This is a genomic window from Euzebyella marina (assembly GCF_014855515.1).
Classification (GTDB): Bacteria; Bacteroidota; Bacteroidia; order Flavobacteriales; family Flavobacteriaceae; genus Euzebyella; species Euzebyella marina.
Map to the genome: position 1 here is coordinate 238,161 of NZ_JACYFK010000004.1, position 14,982 is coordinate 253,142.

Consider the following 14,982-nt stretch of genomic DNA (forward strand, 5'->3'; position numbering starts at 1 on the left):
AAAAAATAGCATTATGATGAAAAATATAATCAAACATATTTCCTCCGCATTAGCCATGCTTTTGATTTTGGCTTCATGTGATCAAGAACGTTTAGAACCAGTACTTACCGCAGCCGATGGCGGTGGCAAAATGACCTCCTACACTGCTTATTCTATTGGTACTGAATCGGAAACGGATGTATACGGTCGGGTCGTATTTTGGATGGATGCCGCTGGCAGAACCCAGGTACAGGTCTCTGTATACAACACCGAAGTTGGGTCTACCTATCCAGTAAGTCTAATTAGTGGAACAAGCGCCGCAGCGGGAAGCGAATTAATGGCCTTATATGATTTGATTGGTAAAGAATCGAACGGACTCGTATTCGGAGAGCTTGGCGAGAGCAAATTTTACACTATTACCGACACCTCATTTTACGACGCTTTACCGGAATTGGATGCACATATCAGCATTTTCTCCAGTGGCGCTATCATTGCCTCGGGCGATGTGGGTGCCAATGCCGAGCCGGTTGAAATGAATTAAATAGAACTTTTAACTTAAATATATAGCACTATGGAAACATTAAACAGAAGAGCCTGGTTAAAGCGAGGAGCTTTAACGGCCGCAGGTGCCATGGTTATGCCCCATCTTTCGTTTGGGGAAGCCCCAATGGCAAAACTTAATTTCGATGCCCAAGGCAGAACTATTTACAGCCCATTTTTCAAAGAATTCAATTCGAAGGTATTTCCTGATAGCGCCAAACTTTTGGCCAAACTAAATGCCAACGAAAACCCTTATGGTCCGTCACCCATGGCAGTCGAGGCCTTCAAAAACGCCACTCAACTGGGCAACAGATATGCTTGGAGAGAACTTTTTGACCTAATGGATAAAATTGCGGTTAAAGAAGGGGTTAAGATAGAAAATGTAATGATGGGCCCTGGTTCTTCAGACCTTTTGGAGAAAACGGCCATGGTCATGTTCGCCGAAGGCGGCAACGTAGTTTCTGCAGATCCTTCTTATATGTCTCTCATAAAAGTGGCCCAGGCAACCGGAGCAAGTTGGAAACCTGTCCCTCTAAAAGATGATTGGTCTCACGACTTAAAGGGTATGGAAGCTGCCATAGACAAAGACACTAAATTGGTATACATCTGTAACCCTAACAACCCCACAGGAAGCATGACCGATCACGCCGAGTTGGTTGATTTCTGCTCTAGGGTGTCTGAGAAAGTACCGGTATTTGTTGATGAAGCGTACATGGGCTTTCTTGAGGACGGAGATAAGAAAAGTATGGTCAACTTGGTTGCGGAAGGTAAAGATGTAATCATCGCCAGAACCTTTTCTAAAATTCATGGTATGGCCGGTCTTCGCGTTGGCTATATCGTAGCTCAAGAAGCGACTTTAGATAAAATACAGGATATAACAAGAGGTGGTATGGGCATTACCTACCCATCTGTTTATGCTGCCTCGGCCAGTATGGATGATGTTGAGTTTCAGAACAAATCTAGAAAACTGAACGCTGAATGCAGAGAGTTTGTGTATTCTACTTTAGAAAAAATGGGCTACGAGTATGTTCCATCATCTACCAGTTTCATTCTCTTCCCAATAGAAATGGAAGGAGAAAAATTCTTGGAAAAAATGACCGCCCAAGGCGTAGGTGTTCGTGCTTTCGATATTATGGACAAAAATTGGTGCCGTGTTAGTATGGGAACCATGGAAGAGATGAAAATCTTCTCTACAGCCTTACAAAAAGTGCTCGTTTAAGTTAAGTTAGCCCATTGAGTCGGGTTTGCGTTATTGCCTTGATACGTTAAAATCCGGCTCAGTATGGGCTCATGACTACAGATTACCCTTCAGTACAACTAAAACTTCAAAACTAGATTCTTATGAACTTCGCGCTTCAAAACACCCTTGAACTGGTATTGATTATCGGCTTAGGACTTTTGCTACAAAAGAAAGTGGCCAAGCAAGACTTAAAGGGCGTTAAAACTATAATACTCAGCGTGGCCCTTCCGGCCGTTATTTTTGTGGCCCTTTTGAAAATAAAGCTCGAGAGTTCGCTGTTGATATTCCCAATTTTGGCATTACTTTTCAACCTGATAATGCTTGCCTGCTCAAAGTATTTCTTGAGCACTACTCTTTCAAAAAACGAAGACTCGAAGAAGCGAACGATTATGATGCTTCTGCCCTCTTTAGCTCCAGGGCTTTCATGCTTTCCTTTTATAGTAGTTTATCTTGGCGATGATTCTCTGGCCCTAGCCGCATTGGCGGATGTCGGAAACAAAATATTCGGGTTGATTCTGCTTTACATGCTTGCCATGCATTGGTACCACAAACGCACTTTAAAAGATGCCAAGGCATCGACTTCGAGCAAATTAAAAAGTTTGGCCCTCTCATTACTTCAAGAGCCTATTAATATGGTAATTATTGTCGGGTTGGTCTTGCTGGCCTTTGGCCTCAATATGACCTCGTTACCCGTGTTTTTACAGGGTACAATAGAACAATTGAAAATTTTAATGACCCCATTGGTTTTACTCTTTATTGGCATGGCGGTTAGAATCAAATCTGGCGAATTCGGCCTTATTCTATCACTTTTGGCCAGAAGAGCGGGTATTACCTTTATATTGTCGGCCATCTTTGTCTTTATTTTTCCTGCATTGACACCGGCTCTTATTCTGCTATTGGTCGTTTTTCCTCAAAGCTCTTGTAGCTTTTGGCCATTTGCGCATATGAGCGCCGTAAGTACTATGGAAGAAAGTGATGGGCAGCAAAACCCCACTTTTGACATTAACTTCGCCGTCAATATCTTGGCTTGCTCCCTACCCTTTTCGACTATATTGATTATAACCATTTTCTCATTTAGCGAGTTTTTCATCAATCCGTGGGCTTTATTATCGGTTGGTGCCTTGGTAACCGTAGCTTCGTTTGTGCCTTCTTTGATTTCAAAAATCAAGAAAAGTAAAGAAACGAAAATTGAGACCGCCAGGTATGGTAGTTACGCTAGTCTGAACCCAACATCATCCGGTGAGGAAAGCTAAAATTTAATTTCACAACCAACCATAAAAAAACCTCTGGAGAATTATTCTTCAGAGGTTTTTCAGCTAATTGGTACTTGTCTATTTTTTCACTTCAATAGGAATTCTATATACAACCCCCTGTTCAAAGGTACCTTTTGCCAACCTTTGAAAATCAACGTTCTTTTTAATAAATTCCTTAAGTGCAACATTCTCGGTTTCCACGGTAAGAATACGCAAATAGTTGCCCCTATCTACTGCCAAACGAACTTCTGCCCTATGGCCACGAATTTCATCAGGAATATTAGGCACATCAAGCATTTTGTATACCTGAGCTGCCACCGCTTTTGAAGGCACCGGATCAATCATTTCTGAATCGGCAGTCATGGCATAACCTACACCCGTAACTACCGTCACTATCAACATAAATAAAATCTTTTTCATCTTTAGGATATATTTTTACTACTAATTCAGGTTAAAGATAACATAATTTAAAGGTTTTAAATTATTGATTTACTAAAATTTAACATGAAAAAATTGCAAATATTAAAAATTATTCAATAATCTAACGAATCATCAGATTTTACTCAAAAATCTACTAAAACGTTTGAGACGTGTTAAACCAATTTAGGGTTTAGGTTAATTACATATTAAAAAAGGTGGCCAATTTGGCCACCTTTTACATATTATTTCGAAGCAAAAAATTACTAGCCTAGTACTTCTTTCACTTTGTCCGCAGCTTCTTGAAACTGCACTGCAGAATGAACGGCTAAACCGGAGTTATCGATAATCTCTTTTGCCAATTCGGCGTTGGTACCTTGTAAACGAACGATAATCGGCACTTTGATGGCATCTCCCATATTTTTATAGGCATCTACAACACCTTGTGCAACCCTATCACAGCGTACGATACCACCGAAGATGTTGATTAAAATGGCTTTTACTTCCGGATCTTTCAATATAATTCTGAAAGCTTCTTCTACTCTCTTTGCATCGGCGGTTCCACCCACATCTAAAAAGTTAGCTGGTTCACCACCGGCCATCTTAATAAGATCCATTGTGGCCATGGCCAATCCCGCACCGTTCACCATACACCCAACGTTACCATCAAGGTCGACATAGTTAAGGCCTACCTCACGCGCCTCGACTTCAATCGGATTCTCTTCTCGAAGGTCTCTCATTTCAGCATATTGCTTTCTGCGGAACAAAGCATTGTCGTCGATAGACACTTTGGCATCTACCGCCATGATTTTATCATCAGAAGTCTTAAGCACCGGGTTTATTTCGAACATGCTTGAATCGCTGTCAACATATGCTTTATAAAGAGCCGAAACGAACTTGGTCATCTCTTTAAATGCAGTTCCGGAAAGGCCTAAGTTAAAAGCGATTTTACGCGCTTGAAAAGGCAAAAGACCGGTTGCAGGATCTATCTCTTCGGTAAAAATTAAGTGAGGGGTTTTATCTGCCACCTCTTCAATATCCATTCCACCTTCGGTAGAATACATAATCATGTTTCTTCCAGTACCTCTATTCAATAGTACCGACATGTAGAATTCACTTGTTTCGCTATCCCCTGGGTAGTAAACATCTTCGGCAACCAATACCTTGTGTACTTTTTTACCTTCGGCCGATGTTTGCGGCGTAATCAGGTTCATACCTATGATATTACCGGATAGCTCTTCGACCTCTTTAAGGTTTTTGGCCAATTTAACGCCACCACCTTTACCTCTTCCCCCTGCATGCACCTGGGCTTTTATAACGTGCCATCCTGTTCCGGTTTCAGCTGTCAACTGTTTGGCTGCCTCTACTGCTTCTTTAGCATTGTGGGCCACAATTCCACGCTGAATGCGCACTCCAAAACTGGCCAATATTTCCTTTCCTTGGTACTCGTGAAGATTCATATGTTAAAGGTCTATTTTAGGTTCAGCAGCAAAAATAGGCAACTGTATGTTCAAATTCCAATTTAGATGCTGCAAATTCAGAAAAAAATTAAGGTTTAAAAGAATCAATTTATCAAGTATGATTCAGGTTTTTAAAAATCACGTAATAACCACCCTATAGAGTGAAATAATCACAACGATTAGAGATTAAAATCTTTAAAGTCTAAAGGATCAAAATTTCTAAAATCACCGTTCATTTTTATTGTCTTTTTGGTTCTGTCTACCTCGGTCAACACGGCGATGGTCGTGAGCAAATGTTGTTTGAGATAATTAAGACGTTCGCTTTCTTTGGCCATTTGCAAGAGTTCGTATTCCTGCTCAAAGGAAAGTCCCATTTTATGGGCAAGCACATAACTATTGAACTTATTTACCGTCAACGGGGTAAAAGGCACTTCCATTAGTTCATAAAGTTCATGTATCTTTTCCAATACTTCACGCTTTAGGCCGATTTTCGCGTCATTCAAATTATCTAAAAAGTCGACCTCGCCCCCTGCATATAGCTTATTGTTCATTTTATTGTCAAAACTGACTATACGAAATACTTGACGGGCAACGCAAGTGACATCCATCTCACCACCTTCATAAGTATTTACGATTTCAACCAATTGCACCTCAGTGCCAAAAACCATTTTATTATTGATAAAAACCGGAATACCGAAGGTAACCGCCTCATCTCGGCAATCTTTGATCAACTGTTTATAACGGTCTTCGAATATGTGGAGCGGAACCGTTTCACCAGGAAAAAATATAGACTGCAATGGAAAAAAGGGCAATTTCATGGGTTAGCATTTTCCGCTAAAAATACAACGCAAAATAACCTTGGGCAAGAAAGAAACAACAGACCTTTGTTTTATTTATAACATTTTGTTTTATTTTTAAAAACTACCGTCGATTTTTTGTCCATATCATTAGAAGGCGTTAGTTTTGCCGAAAACTGGAAGTATTATGAACAATGCCGATTTGCTTAAGATAGCAAAAACTTATGGGGATCCCGTTTATGTCTATGATTCAGAGAAAATCATTTCTCAATTCAATCGACTTACCAATGCCTTTAGCACTGTAAAAAAGTTAAAGCTGAATTACGCCGCTAAAGCACTCTCAAATATTGCTATACTTAAACTAATGAACAGCTTAGGAAGCGGTCTTGATACCGTTTCTATTCAAGAGGTACAATTAGGCTTATTGGCTGGCTTTAAACCCGAATCTATCATTTTTACGCCTAACGGTGTTTCTTTAGAAGAAATCGAAGAAGCGGCCAAACTTGGCGTTCGTATCAACATCGACAACCTTTCGATTTTAGAGCAGTTTGGTAGCAAACACCCTGATATTCCTGTCTGTATTCGCATCAACCCTCACGTTATGGCGGGTGGCAACTCGAAAATTTCGGTAGGTCATATCGATTCGAAATTCGGTATCAGCATACACCAAATACCTCATTTGTTGCGTATTGTTGAAATTACGAAAATGAATATCAATGGTATTCATATGCATACCGGTAGTGACATTTTAGATATCGATGTTTTTCTATACGCTTCCGAAATTCTATTCGAAACGGCTAAGAATTTCAAAAATCTAGACTTTATCGATTTTGGTAGTGGCTTTAAAGTGCCTTACAAAGAAGGGGATATCGAAACCAATGTTGAAGAACTTGGCAAAAAACTAGGTTCTCGTTTCAATGAGTTCTGTAAAGAATATGGCCGTCAGTTAACACTGGCCTTCGAACCAGGAAAGTTCTTGGTAAGTGAAGCCGGTCGTTTTCTGGCTAAGGTGAATGTCGTAAAACAAACTACCTCAACCGTTTTTGCAAGTATCGATACGGGCTTTAACCACCTTATTAGACCGATGCTTTACGGGGCCTCACATAGAATAATCAATATTTCGAACCCTGAAGGTAGAGAACGCTATTATTCAGTTGTAGGCTATATCTGTGAGACCGATACCTTTGCGAGCAATAGAAGGATCAATGAAATTTCTGAAGGCGATATTCTTTGCTTCAAGAATGCAGGCGCCTATTGCTTTACCATGGCCAGTAATTACAACTCACGATTTAGGCCGCCAGAAGTGCTTTGGCATGAAGGCAAGGCCATACTTATTCGTGAGCGGGAGACTTTTGACGACCTCATTAAACATCAGGTCGATGTTAAAGACCTGTTCGAGCCCAAAAAGGTTAAGGCTGAAGCAAAATAAATGAAGGCTATTTTTCGTTAGCTTTGGTATAATTGTTGGACTAACTGTATACCTTAAGCCAAAGTTCATGAAAATCTCCCTTTTTAAATCCCTTATTCTAGGTTTTACGCTGTTCTTAGCATCCGCGATAACACTTTCTGCTCAAGAAGTACAATGGCTTTCTTGGGATGAGGCCGCCCAACTGGCTTCAACGGATGAAAAGCCGAAGAAAATTTTTGTCGATGTCTACACAGACTGGTGTGGATGGTGTAAAAAGATGGATAAGGACACTTTTCAGAATGCTGAAGTAGCCGAGTATATGTCGAAAAATTTCTACATGGTGAAATTAGATGGCGAAGGCAAAGAGCCCATAGAATTCAAGGGAAAGACCTATAAGTTTGTTCCCTCGGGAAGAAAAGGGTATCATGAATTCGCCGCCGCATTGCTGCAAGGCCGTTTAAGTTATCCGACAACTATTTTTCTAGATGAAGAAATGAACATGTTATCTCCGGTACCCGGTTATCAAAAACCGAAACCATTTTTGAATATTGCGAAATATTTCGGGGATAATATCTACAAAGAAAAAGATTGGGCCACCTATTCTGGCGAAGGAAAATAAAAAAAACTCCAACTTAACAGTTGGAGTTTTTTATTCTATTTTTTTTCATATTTCTGACCGCACCCCTCTATACAAGGAAAAGAAAGAATAAGAGAGCCTTCTTCAATATGATAGTACACTTTAAAGTCCTCAATATCACATTCTTCAGGCATTAAGTAATTCTCTTCTGAAAATTGGGTGACGATGGTATCGTTCATCACATAAGTACCTGATGTATTTGTGCCTGTCTCAATAGTCAAATCACAAAGTTCACCGTTGGATTTAAAGATTCCGTCTTCTAAAAATTCAATGGATTTCTCACTATCTACCTCACGATATTCCCCGCTTCCGTCACCTGGATCCGAATATTGCTCAATCAACAACCAAGTGCCGACCAAGTCTGGATTTTCAGGGTCGATTTCATCATCGCTATCTGAACAGGATACCGTTAGAAGTGCCATCAAAATAAAAAAACTCAATCTTTTCATACTTGTAATTTTTTATAAGATGCGCAAAAACCAAAAAGGTTGCCCACAAGTGGTCTTATCTACTGTAATTGGGCGATTCTTTGGTGATAGTAACATCATGCGGGTGGCTTTCATTGATGCCACTTGAAGTTATTTTCACGAAACGACCATTTTCTTTAAGCTCGTTGATATCTTTCGCGCCACAATAGCCCATACCTGCCCTAAGACCTCCAACAAATTGATGTATGCTTTCGTAGAGCTCCCCTTTGTAGGGTACACGGCCTACAATACCTTCAGGAACAAGTTTCTTTATATCATCTTCAACATCTTGGAAATAACGGTCTTTACTGCCTTCTTTCATAGCTTCTACCGAACCCATTCCGCGATATGACTTAAACTTCCTTCCTTCATAAATAATCGTCTCACCAGGAGATTCTTTGGTACCCGCTAGAAGCGACCCCAACATTACCGTATCGGCACCAGCCGCAATCGCTTTTGGAATATCACCTGTATAACGTATACCACCATCTGCAATCACAGGAACTCCGGTGCCCTTAATAGCAGAAGCAACTTCAAGTACTGCTGAAAATTGCGGGAAACCCACACCAGCTACCACTCGTGTAGTACATATAGAACCAGGACCAATACCTACTTTTACGGCATCGGCGCCAGCTTCTACCAGGTATTTGGCCGCTTCGGCCGTTGCGATATTACCAACGATTACCTCAAGATCTGGAAATTTTTTCTTGACCTCTTTAAGAACGCTAACCACACCTTTGGTATGGCCATGGGCAGTATCGATAACAACGGCATCTACACCTGCCTCGACCAGAGCCTCTGCCCTATCGATGGCATCAGGTGTAACACCTATGGCAGCCGCAACACGTAGCCTACCATAGTGGTCTTTATTGGCAATTGGTTTTAAGGTCAACTTGGTAATGTCCCTAAAGGTTATCAAGCCTACCAACTTATAATCTTCGTCAACAACTGGCAGTTTCTCAATTTTGTTCTCTTGCAATATATCTTCCGCCTCTGCCAAAGAGGTACCTTTACCTACCGTGACCAAGTTTTCAGAAGTCATTACTTCAGAAATAGGACGATTGTTGTTTTTTTCAAAACGTAAGTCCCTATTGGTAACAATACCCAAAAGTTTTCCTGAGTCATCAACGATAGGAATACCTCCTATACTAAACTCTTTCATGCTCGCTTTGGCATCACGTACTTTTGAATCTAAGGGCAAAGTAACGGGGTCTAGGATCATACCGCTTTCAGCCCTTTTTACCTTTCTAACTTTTACGGCCTGCTGTTCTATGGTCATGTTTTTGTGGAGAACACCGATTCCACCCTCTTGGGCGATGGCTATGGCCATACGTGATTCGGTAACAGTATCCATAGCTGCGGAAACTACAGGAACATTAATGGTGATGTTTCTAGTAAATTTTGTTTGAATGTTCACCTCTCTTGGAAGCACTTCAGAATAGGCCGGAACAAGGAGTACGTCATCGTAAGTAAGACCTTCTCCTAGAATCTTGTTTTGGTGGGCTTGCATAGCAATTAAGGATTTAATTGCGTGCAAATGTAGTGAATTTTATTGGTTATTCAGCAGTGTGTATGGCAGTCTTAAAACACAATTGGCACAACACCAAAATAGCGGAAGCCGTAAAGGTAAGGGTCATTAAAATGCCTGAAAAGACCACTATGTATTTCATCCATAATATTCCCGACCACATGAGATATATACCTCCGAATGTTGCTATTACTGAAAAAAAGGGCTCAACGGTCAAAAACATTTTTAATCTCTTGGGCAATTGAATCAACCACACCAAGGCGCCCAGCAGAAAAAATATGAGGGACATGCTTAGAATATGGGTGTGAACGATGGTTAGCATTTCCCTTTCTCCTTTCTTAAACTTCATTACCTCGGCTTCCTCGTCTTCTTCATTGCCCAAGTAATTTTCTTGAATACCTGAAGGATGGTTAGAATCAGTTTCTTGAATAAATAGCAAACCAGTATAAAAACCTATGGAAAGAACCAATACAAAAACCCCAACGAACACCTTCACCTCTTTTGGCAAGGTCAATAATAGACCGTTATACTTCATAGCTTACCGCTTTAAAATGCTAAAGCAATAAAACTTTTGAAAGAGCTGCAAATTAAAGTTGCAAAAGTCACAAACAAAAAAGACCACCAAAGGTGGCCTTTTCTATCATAATTAGAAGTTTGCTATTATGCGCTTGCACTTTGTGGTGCCCAATGGGCACATGACATGCCAGGGGCCGCTTTCTGCGGATTGGCACAGTCACTAGTCTCATATCTTACACAGGTAACACAATTTTCTTTATCCTTTAAGGTAGCCTTCATCTCAAAACTATCACAAGTATAACTATTGCCTACCTTAACACCGTGCACCTTACAAACGTTGCCTTCAACTAAATTATCGCAGTTGATACAACTATTACCTAATCTTATAGACATAACTCATTTTTTTAAAATTAAACTTATTCTAAGTTAATGAGCCAGCGCTTTAGAAGCAATTTAAATAACTGATTTACAGCTATATGAATTTAGATTGATTTAAAATTGAACTAATAAAAATTCAATTTGCTAGACAGCCCTACTTGGCTGCCATCGTGCTACTTTTGTATTCTTTTTAAATTTACGCCCGTACCATAGCAACACACCTGTTACAGGCAGACTTGCCACGACCAAACTTGCCAGAAAAGCAATGATTTTGCCAGCAAGCCCCCCTATGGCACCTACATGTATGTCATAATTCATTCGAATCAACTTATCGGAAACATTGGCATCTGCATACTTACCATAAATACCGTCGGTCTCAATCTCTTCCAATGTATATTGATCAAAATACCTATAATCATTTTCGTAATAGATACCCTCATTTCGCGTAACTTCTACGTATATACTGGTACTATCGGCAAAAGGATAATGTATCTCATAGCTAAGTGCGGTAGGATCTTCTTTTTTTAATTTACCTATCAGATTGTTCATTGGTATAGTTTCCCCCTCTTCGCTTTTCTCGCTCGTATTATTGGGGATGTAGAAAGTTGCGATTTTTTCACCGCCGATACCTTTGTAATAAGATGAGTAAAACCAGTCATAAGCCATCACCGAACCCGTGAACGCCAACACTAGACCAAGACTGTACACATAAAAACCGACTACTGAATGCAAATCAAAATTCTTTCTCTTCCATCTTGTGCTTGCTTTCCAATCAAATTTCAATCGCTGCTTTAAATTGGTTCGTTTTTTTGGCCACCAAAGTATCAAACCGGATATCAAAATGAACATAAATAACAGTACCGATATGGAAACTACATGTTCACCGATAACCGGCGGTAACCATAACCGAACATGCCCCTTTAATACAAAAGCAAAAAAACCGCTCAGGTGGTCTTTTACATAAAGAATTTCACCCGAATAAGGGTTAAGAAAAACACTTTGGTAGAACTCTGGCTCAAGCTCATAAAAAATGACTTCTAAAGGTTCATCGGGTTGGCCGTACAAAGTACCGTGAACATGCTTCTCAGGAAAAACTGTCTTTGCAATGTCTCTCGCCCTTGTTGCCGAAAGCATCTCAGAATTTTCCGCTTGTACTTGGCCATGATCGACATAAAGTGATTCTATCTCATCTCGAAAGACCCACAGACAACCTGTGATACTTACAATAAATACAACCAAGCCTGTGGCAATACCCAATATTCGATGTAGTGCCAACAGTCTTTTTTTGAACAATCCCTTTGCCAAAGCTCTTTAATAATTTAGGTTCTTAAATATTTACAGGAAGATTTCTTCTCAAAACCGCACAAATATACCTAAGTATAGATAGGCAGCTTAATTTTAACTCTAAATTCTAGATATAGCGCATCGAAAAACCGAACTACATTATTTAATCCGGTACTGTTTCAAGGTCTCATCCATATTCAAGACAAACTGAGTGCCTTTGACCAAATCTTCCATTTCAGCCAATATTTCATCATTGACTTTTAGGCAAATATCAACAAGAGGGTTCGTACACCATATCTTATTGCATTTTCCCCCGTTGCAATTGTCGCAATTGCAAGGTTTATCTGAATCTTGTATGATGGCAAGAAAGTTTGATAAATCGTTCTCAGACATATAAATACCGACCGTATCAACAATCAATTGAAGCTTACACTCCACATTGGGTGCCTCAAATACCTTATAAAACGCACCATAATTATTGCCATATATAAGTTCCATACAAAATCTTTAAACGAAAAAAGCCAGCGATCTAACCTAGAAAAGATCGCTGGCCAAACTAACTCAAACTTAATGCGGTGTTGAAACGCATCATGAATGTGAGCGATAAATTCTATTACCACTAACAAATATACTTAGTTATTTTTATTCAATCTAAATAAAACCATTAATTTTGAGAACCCAATAGCATGAAAATTTACTCTATGGATGATATTACCCTCATTTACAATAACAAATTCGGACTCGCCTTTAAATGGACAAAAGAAAGTTTAAGCAAGAAGAAGGTTCAGCTGGTCTTTCGGGATACAGGGTTGTACCTATCTACCATTGAACTAAAGAGTTTTGCAAAAAATATCAATAAATGCCTACAAAGCACGAATTGTAGCAATTGCCCTCAAAATGAAAATTGTAGAAACCTGCTCGTAGACTCGCCCATTAAAAATGTAACCTTTGCCATGAACAAGAAGGAAATTAACGATATGAAAGATTTGGTAGAAGGTACTTTATTTCACCTCAACCTTGACCAATACCTAGAGCGCTTGGTGAATGGGTAATTTTAATGATACTTACCGAATAACTCAGTTGCTTTATTAAAGGCAGCCTCAAAGACCATCCAATTAACACCGGTATCTGCCTTTTCAGCGGTTAGATAAGATAGAACCTTTTCAGTGGGCATATTACCCGTAAGTTCATCTTTGGCCATGGGGCAGCCACCAAAACCCTGAACTGCACCATCAAATCTGCGACAACCGGCACCATACGCTGCATCTACCTTTTCGTGCCATTTGGTCGGAGTGGTATGCAAATGGGCCCCAAACTCAATATGGGGGTATTTGGGAATCAGGTTAGAAAAAAGGTATTCAATCGACTCTGGGTTCGAAGAGCCCACAGTATCTGAAAGAGAAAGTATAGAAACTCCCATTCCTGCCAATTTCTCAGTCCACTCACCTACTATGTCAACATCCCAAGGGTCGCCGTAGGGGTTACCAAAGCCCATAGAAATATATGTGACTACTTCCTTATTGTTTTTATTCGCGTGCTCTAATATCTGCTCCAAAATAACAATAGACTCCGCAATTGTTTTATGCGTATTTCGCATTTGAAAGTTTTCAGAAATAGAAAACGGGTAGCCTAAATAATCAATTTCAGGGTGTTCACAGGCATCTTGTGCACCCCTAAGATTGGCCACTATTGAAAGTAACTTGCTTTTCGTTTTTGAAAGATCGAGCTTACCCAATACTTCAGCCGTATCTACCATTTGCGGTATGGCCTTAGGTGATACAAAGCTTCCAAAATCTATGGTATCGAAGCCGCAGTTGAGAAGTGATTGTATGTATTTTACCTTGGCATCTGTTGGTATAAACGTCTTGATACCCTGCATTGCATCTCGCGGACACTCAATAATTTTTACCTTGTTCTCCATAAACCGAACGCCTACTCAAAATTACCACTATTTATCCGATATCAATAAATACACGGCAATACCCAAGAAAACTATGATTTGCAGCCATTTTAAGTACCAACCTGCCCGTGTGTTGTCTTTTAGGTATACCGAGATTGAACCGGAAAGCAAGGCAATACCCCCAAAAACAAGCGATGAGACTGCAATAAACAACCCTCCTAGAACATAGAACTGTATGACATTACTGATTTCATCACTAAAAAGGAAAGCAGGAAAAAATGCCAAAAAGAAGATGGTTACCTTGGGGTTCAAAACGTTCATAATAAAACCCTGTCGAAACAAATACCAGATGCCCTTTTGAGGAACAGTATCTCCTGATAATACTACCGAAGAATCGCTTTTATAAACCTGAAAGGCCAAGTACGAAAGGTAAATCGCGCCCAAAACCTTAATCCCCAGAAAAAGGCTATCGCTTTGTTTAATGATTGCAGATACGCCAAAGGCCAATAAAGTAGTATGAACAATGCAACCTGTCATTAAACCGGCCATCGTGGCGATACCATGTTTTTTACCGTTCACTAGGCTCTGCATGAGCACATAAATGTTGTCAGGACCAGGCGTAATGGCTAGGGCAGCGGTAGCACCCATAAATGCGTATAGCGTTTCATAATTCACGCAATAAACTTACCAATTAAATTCTGAAGATGTTCTGGTCGGTTTTTTATATCTTACCCAAAATTTTTAATTATGAAATCAACAAAACTAGCTTTAGTACTTCTATTTATAGGCTATGGCACATTTGCCATGAAGGCTTCTACTCTAAACAACAACAATATAAATTTCACTATGGAGCAAGACAGTGTTTTACGTCATGTAGTTATGTTCAAATTCAAAGAGGGAACAGCGCAAGCCGATATTGACAAAGTTCAGGAAGCTTTTAGCGCATTACCCAGCAAAATACCTCAAATTGCTTCTTACGAATGGGGCACCAATAACAGTCCTGAAGGTCATGACAAGGGTTTCACCCATTGTTTCTTTCTTACTTTTAAAAGTGAGGCAGACCGCGCCATTTATTTACCACACCCAGACCACAAAGCTTTTGGGGGTATTTTAGGGCCGTATTTAGATGACGTTATGGTGTTAGATTACTGGAGTAAGGAATAAATAACTTCCGTTTT

18 protein-coding genes are annotated in these 14,982 nt (G+C 39.9%); 7 read left to right on the plus strand and 11 right to left on the minus strand.

The annotated features are described in order from the left end of the window. Nucleotides 1-13: 13 nt before the first annotated feature. The 3 genes from IL356_RS16895 to IL356_RS16905 all read left to right on the plus strand — a co-directional run bounded on the left by IL356_RS16895 (nt 14) and on the right by IL356_RS16905 (nt 3,012). Complete coding sequence (locus IL356_RS16895; protein WP_162987928.1) at nt 14-520, plus strand: hypothetical protein; 507 nt, start codon at nt 14-16, stop codon at nt 518-520. Nucleotides 521-550: 30 nt separating this feature from the next. Beyond that, nucleotides 551-1,738, plus strand: a complete 1,188-nt coding sequence (locus tag IL356_RS16900; protein ID WP_121849752.1) for a pyridoxal phosphate-dependent aminotransferase — start codon at nt 551-553, stop codon at nt 1,736-1,738. Between the two features lie 122 nt (nt 1,739-1,860). Then, nucleotides 1,861-3,012: an AEC family transporter gene (locus IL356_RS16905; protein ID WP_192466569.1), complete on the plus strand. Its 1,152-nt coding sequence runs from the start codon at nt 1,861-1,863 to the stop codon at nt 3,010-3,012. A gap of 78 nt (nt 3,013-3,090) precedes the next feature. On the opposite strand, the gene IL356_RS16910 is transcribed toward IL356_RS16905, so the two are convergent. The 3 genes from IL356_RS16910 to IL356_RS16920 all read right to left on the minus strand — a co-directional run bounded on the left by IL356_RS16910 (nt 3,091) and on the right by IL356_RS16920 (nt 5,707). After that, nucleotides 3,091-3,432 carry a hypothetical protein gene (locus tag IL356_RS16910; protein WP_121849753.1) on the minus strand — a complete coding sequence of 114 codons (342 nt, stop codon included), beginning with the start codon at nt 3,430-3,432 and terminating at the stop codon, nt 3,091-3,093. Nucleotides 3,433-3,695: 263 nt separating this feature from the next. Continuing rightward, nucleotides 3,696-4,889 carry an ADP-forming succinate--CoA ligase subunit beta gene (sucC, locus tag IL356_RS16915; protein WP_121849754.1) on the minus strand — a complete coding sequence of 398 codons (1,194 nt, stop codon included), beginning with the start codon at nt 4,887-4,889 and terminating at the stop codon, nt 3,696-3,698. A 179-nt stretch (nt 4,890-5,068) separates the two neighbouring features. Continuing rightward, complete coding sequence (locus IL356_RS16920) at nt 5,069-5,707, minus strand: LON peptidase substrate-binding domain-containing protein (protein ID WP_121849755.1); 639 nt, start codon at nt 5,705-5,707, stop codon at nt 5,069-5,071. A 166-nt stretch (nt 5,708-5,873) separates the two neighbouring features. On the opposite strand from IL356_RS16920, the gene lysA reads away from it, so the two are divergent. Continuing rightward, complete coding sequence (gene lysA / locus IL356_RS16925; RefSeq protein ID WP_121849756.1) at nt 5,874-7,115, plus strand: diaminopimelate decarboxylase; 1,242 nt, start codon at nt 5,874-5,876, stop codon at nt 7,113-7,115. Nucleotides 7,116-7,182: 67 nt separating this feature from the next. Beyond that, nucleotides 7,183-7,713, plus strand: a complete 531-nt coding sequence (locus tag IL356_RS16930; protein WP_121849757.1) for a thioredoxin family protein — start codon at nt 7,183-7,185, stop codon at nt 7,711-7,713. 35 nt (nt 7,714-7,748) lie between these two features. On the opposite strand, the gene IL356_RS16935 is transcribed toward IL356_RS16930, so the two are convergent. The 6 genes from IL356_RS16935 to IL356_RS16960 form a co-directional block, all read right to left on the minus strand. Then, entirely contained in the window at nt 7,749-8,180 is a 432-nt protein-coding gene (locus tag IL356_RS16935; RefSeq protein WP_121849758.1) for a hypothetical protein, read from the minus strand. A 55-nt stretch (nt 8,181-8,235) separates the two neighbouring features. Then, the gene (guaB, locus tag IL356_RS16940; protein WP_121849759.1) at nt 8,236-9,708 is read right to left on the minus strand and encodes an IMP dehydrogenase; all 1,473 of its coding nucleotides are present in this window, start codon (nt 9,706-9,708) and stop codon (nt 8,236-8,238) included. 46 nt (nt 9,709-9,754) lie between these two features. Beyond that, nucleotides 9,755-10,261 carry a hypothetical protein gene (locus IL356_RS16945; protein ID WP_121849760.1) on the minus strand — a complete coding sequence of 169 codons (507 nt, stop codon included), beginning with the start codon at nt 10,259-10,261 and terminating at the stop codon, nt 9,755-9,757. A 125-nt stretch (nt 10,262-10,386) separates the two neighbouring features. Continuing rightward, complete coding sequence (locus IL356_RS16950) at nt 10,387-10,635, minus strand: hypothetical protein (protein WP_121849761.1); 249 nt, start codon at nt 10,633-10,635, stop codon at nt 10,387-10,389. Between the two features lie 129 nt (nt 10,636-10,764). Further along, nucleotides 10,765-11,925 (minus strand): PepSY-associated TM helix domain-containing protein, encoded by a 1,161-nt coding sequence (locus tag IL356_RS16955; RefSeq protein WP_225621537.1) that lies wholly within the window; start codon nt 11,923-11,925, stop codon nt 10,765-10,767. Nucleotides 11,926-12,063: 138 nt separating this feature from the next. Continuing rightward, nucleotides 12,064-12,402: a hypothetical protein gene (locus IL356_RS16960; protein WP_121849762.1), complete on the minus strand. Its 339-nt coding sequence runs from the start codon at nt 12,400-12,402 to the stop codon at nt 12,064-12,066. A 188-nt stretch (nt 12,403-12,590) separates the two neighbouring features. On the opposite strand from IL356_RS16960, the gene IL356_RS16965 reads away from it, so the two are divergent. Next, nucleotides 12,591-12,956, plus strand: coding sequence for a hypothetical protein (locus IL356_RS16965; RefSeq protein WP_225621538.1), 366 nt, complete (start codon nt 12,591-12,593; stop codon nt 12,954-12,956). Between the two features lie 2 nt (nt 12,957-12,958). On the opposite strand, the gene IL356_RS16970 is transcribed toward IL356_RS16965, so the two are convergent. After that, nucleotides 12,959-13,825 (minus strand): hydroxymethylglutaryl-CoA lyase, encoded by an 867-nt coding sequence (locus IL356_RS16970; protein ID WP_121849764.1) that lies wholly within the window; start codon nt 13,823-13,825, stop codon nt 12,959-12,961. A 27-nt stretch (nt 13,826-13,852) separates the two neighbouring features. Next, nucleotides 13,853-14,479 (minus strand): LysE family translocator, encoded by a 627-nt coding sequence (locus IL356_RS16975; protein WP_121849765.1) that lies wholly within the window; start codon nt 14,477-14,479, stop codon nt 13,853-13,855. Between the two features lie 72 nt (nt 14,480-14,551). Here IL356_RS16975 and IL356_RS16980 point away from each other — a divergent pair, with 72 nt between their 5' ends. Further along, on the plus strand, nt 14,552-14,968 hold the full coding sequence (locus IL356_RS16980) for a Dabb family protein (protein ID WP_121849766.1): 417 nt from the start codon (nt 14,552-14,554) through the stop codon (nt 14,966-14,968). The last annotated feature ends 14 nt before the right edge of the window (nt 14,969-14,982 follow it).

Excerpts from the sequence above, each read along its gene's own strand:
- IL356_RS16950 (WP_121849761.1), bottom strand. The coding sequence starts at position 10,635 with ATGTCTATAAGATTAGGTAATAGTTGTATCAACTGCGATAATTTAGTT.
- IL356_RS16895 (WP_162987928.1), top strand. The coding sequence starts at position 14 with ATGATGAAAAATATAATCAAACATATTTCCTCCGCATTAGCCATGCTT.
- IL356_RS16945 (WP_121849760.1), bottom strand. The coding sequence starts at position 10,261 with ATGAAGTATAACGGTCTATTATTGACCTTGCCAAAAGAGGTGAAGGTG.
- sucC (WP_121849754.1), bottom strand. The coding sequence starts at position 4,889 with ATGAATCTTCACGAGTACCAAGGAAAGGAAATATTGGCCAGTTTTGGA.
- IL356_RS16905 (WP_192466569.1), top strand. The coding sequence starts at position 1,861 with ATGAACTTCGCGCTTCAAAACACCCTTGAACTGGTATTGATTATCGGC.
- IL356_RS16930 (WP_121849757.1), top strand. The coding sequence starts at position 7,183 with ATGAAAATCTCCCTTTTTAAATCCCTTATTCTAGGTTTTACGCTGTTC.
- IL356_RS16980 (WP_121849766.1), top strand. The coding sequence starts at position 14,552 with ATGAAATCAACAAAACTAGCTTTAGTACTTCTATTTATAGGCTATGGC.
- IL356_RS16935 (WP_121849758.1), bottom strand. The coding sequence starts at position 8,180 with ATGAAAAGATTGAGTTTTTTTATTTTGATGGCACTTCTAACGGTATCC.
- IL356_RS16965 (WP_225621538.1), top strand. The coding sequence starts at position 12,591 with ATGAAAATTTACTCTATGGATGATATTACCCTCATTTACAATAACAAA.
- IL356_RS16970 (WP_121849764.1), bottom strand. The coding sequence starts at position 13,825 with ATGGAGAACAAGGTAAAAATTATTGAGTGTCCGCGAGATGCAATGCAG.
- IL356_RS16900 (WP_121849752.1), top strand. The coding sequence starts at position 551 with ATGGAAACATTAAACAGAAGAGCCTGGTTAAAGCGAGGAGCTTTAACG.
- IL356_RS16960 (WP_121849762.1), bottom strand. The coding sequence starts at position 12,402 with ATGGAACTTATATATGGCAATAATTATGGTGCGTTTTATAAGGTATTT.
- IL356_RS16920 (WP_121849755.1), bottom strand. The coding sequence starts at position 5,707 with ATGAAATTGCCCTTTTTTCCATTGCAGTCTATATTTTTTCCTGGTGAA.
- lysA (WP_121849756.1), top strand. The coding sequence starts at position 5,874 with ATGAACAATGCCGATTTGCTTAAGATAGCAAAAACTTATGGGGATCCC.
- IL356_RS16910 (WP_121849753.1), bottom strand. The coding sequence starts at position 3,432 with ATGAAAAAGATTTTATTTATGTTGATAGTGACGGTAGTTACGGGTGTA.
- guaB (WP_121849759.1), bottom strand. The coding sequence starts at position 9,708 with ATGCAAGCCCACCAAAACAAGATTCTAGGAGAAGGTCTTACTTACGAT.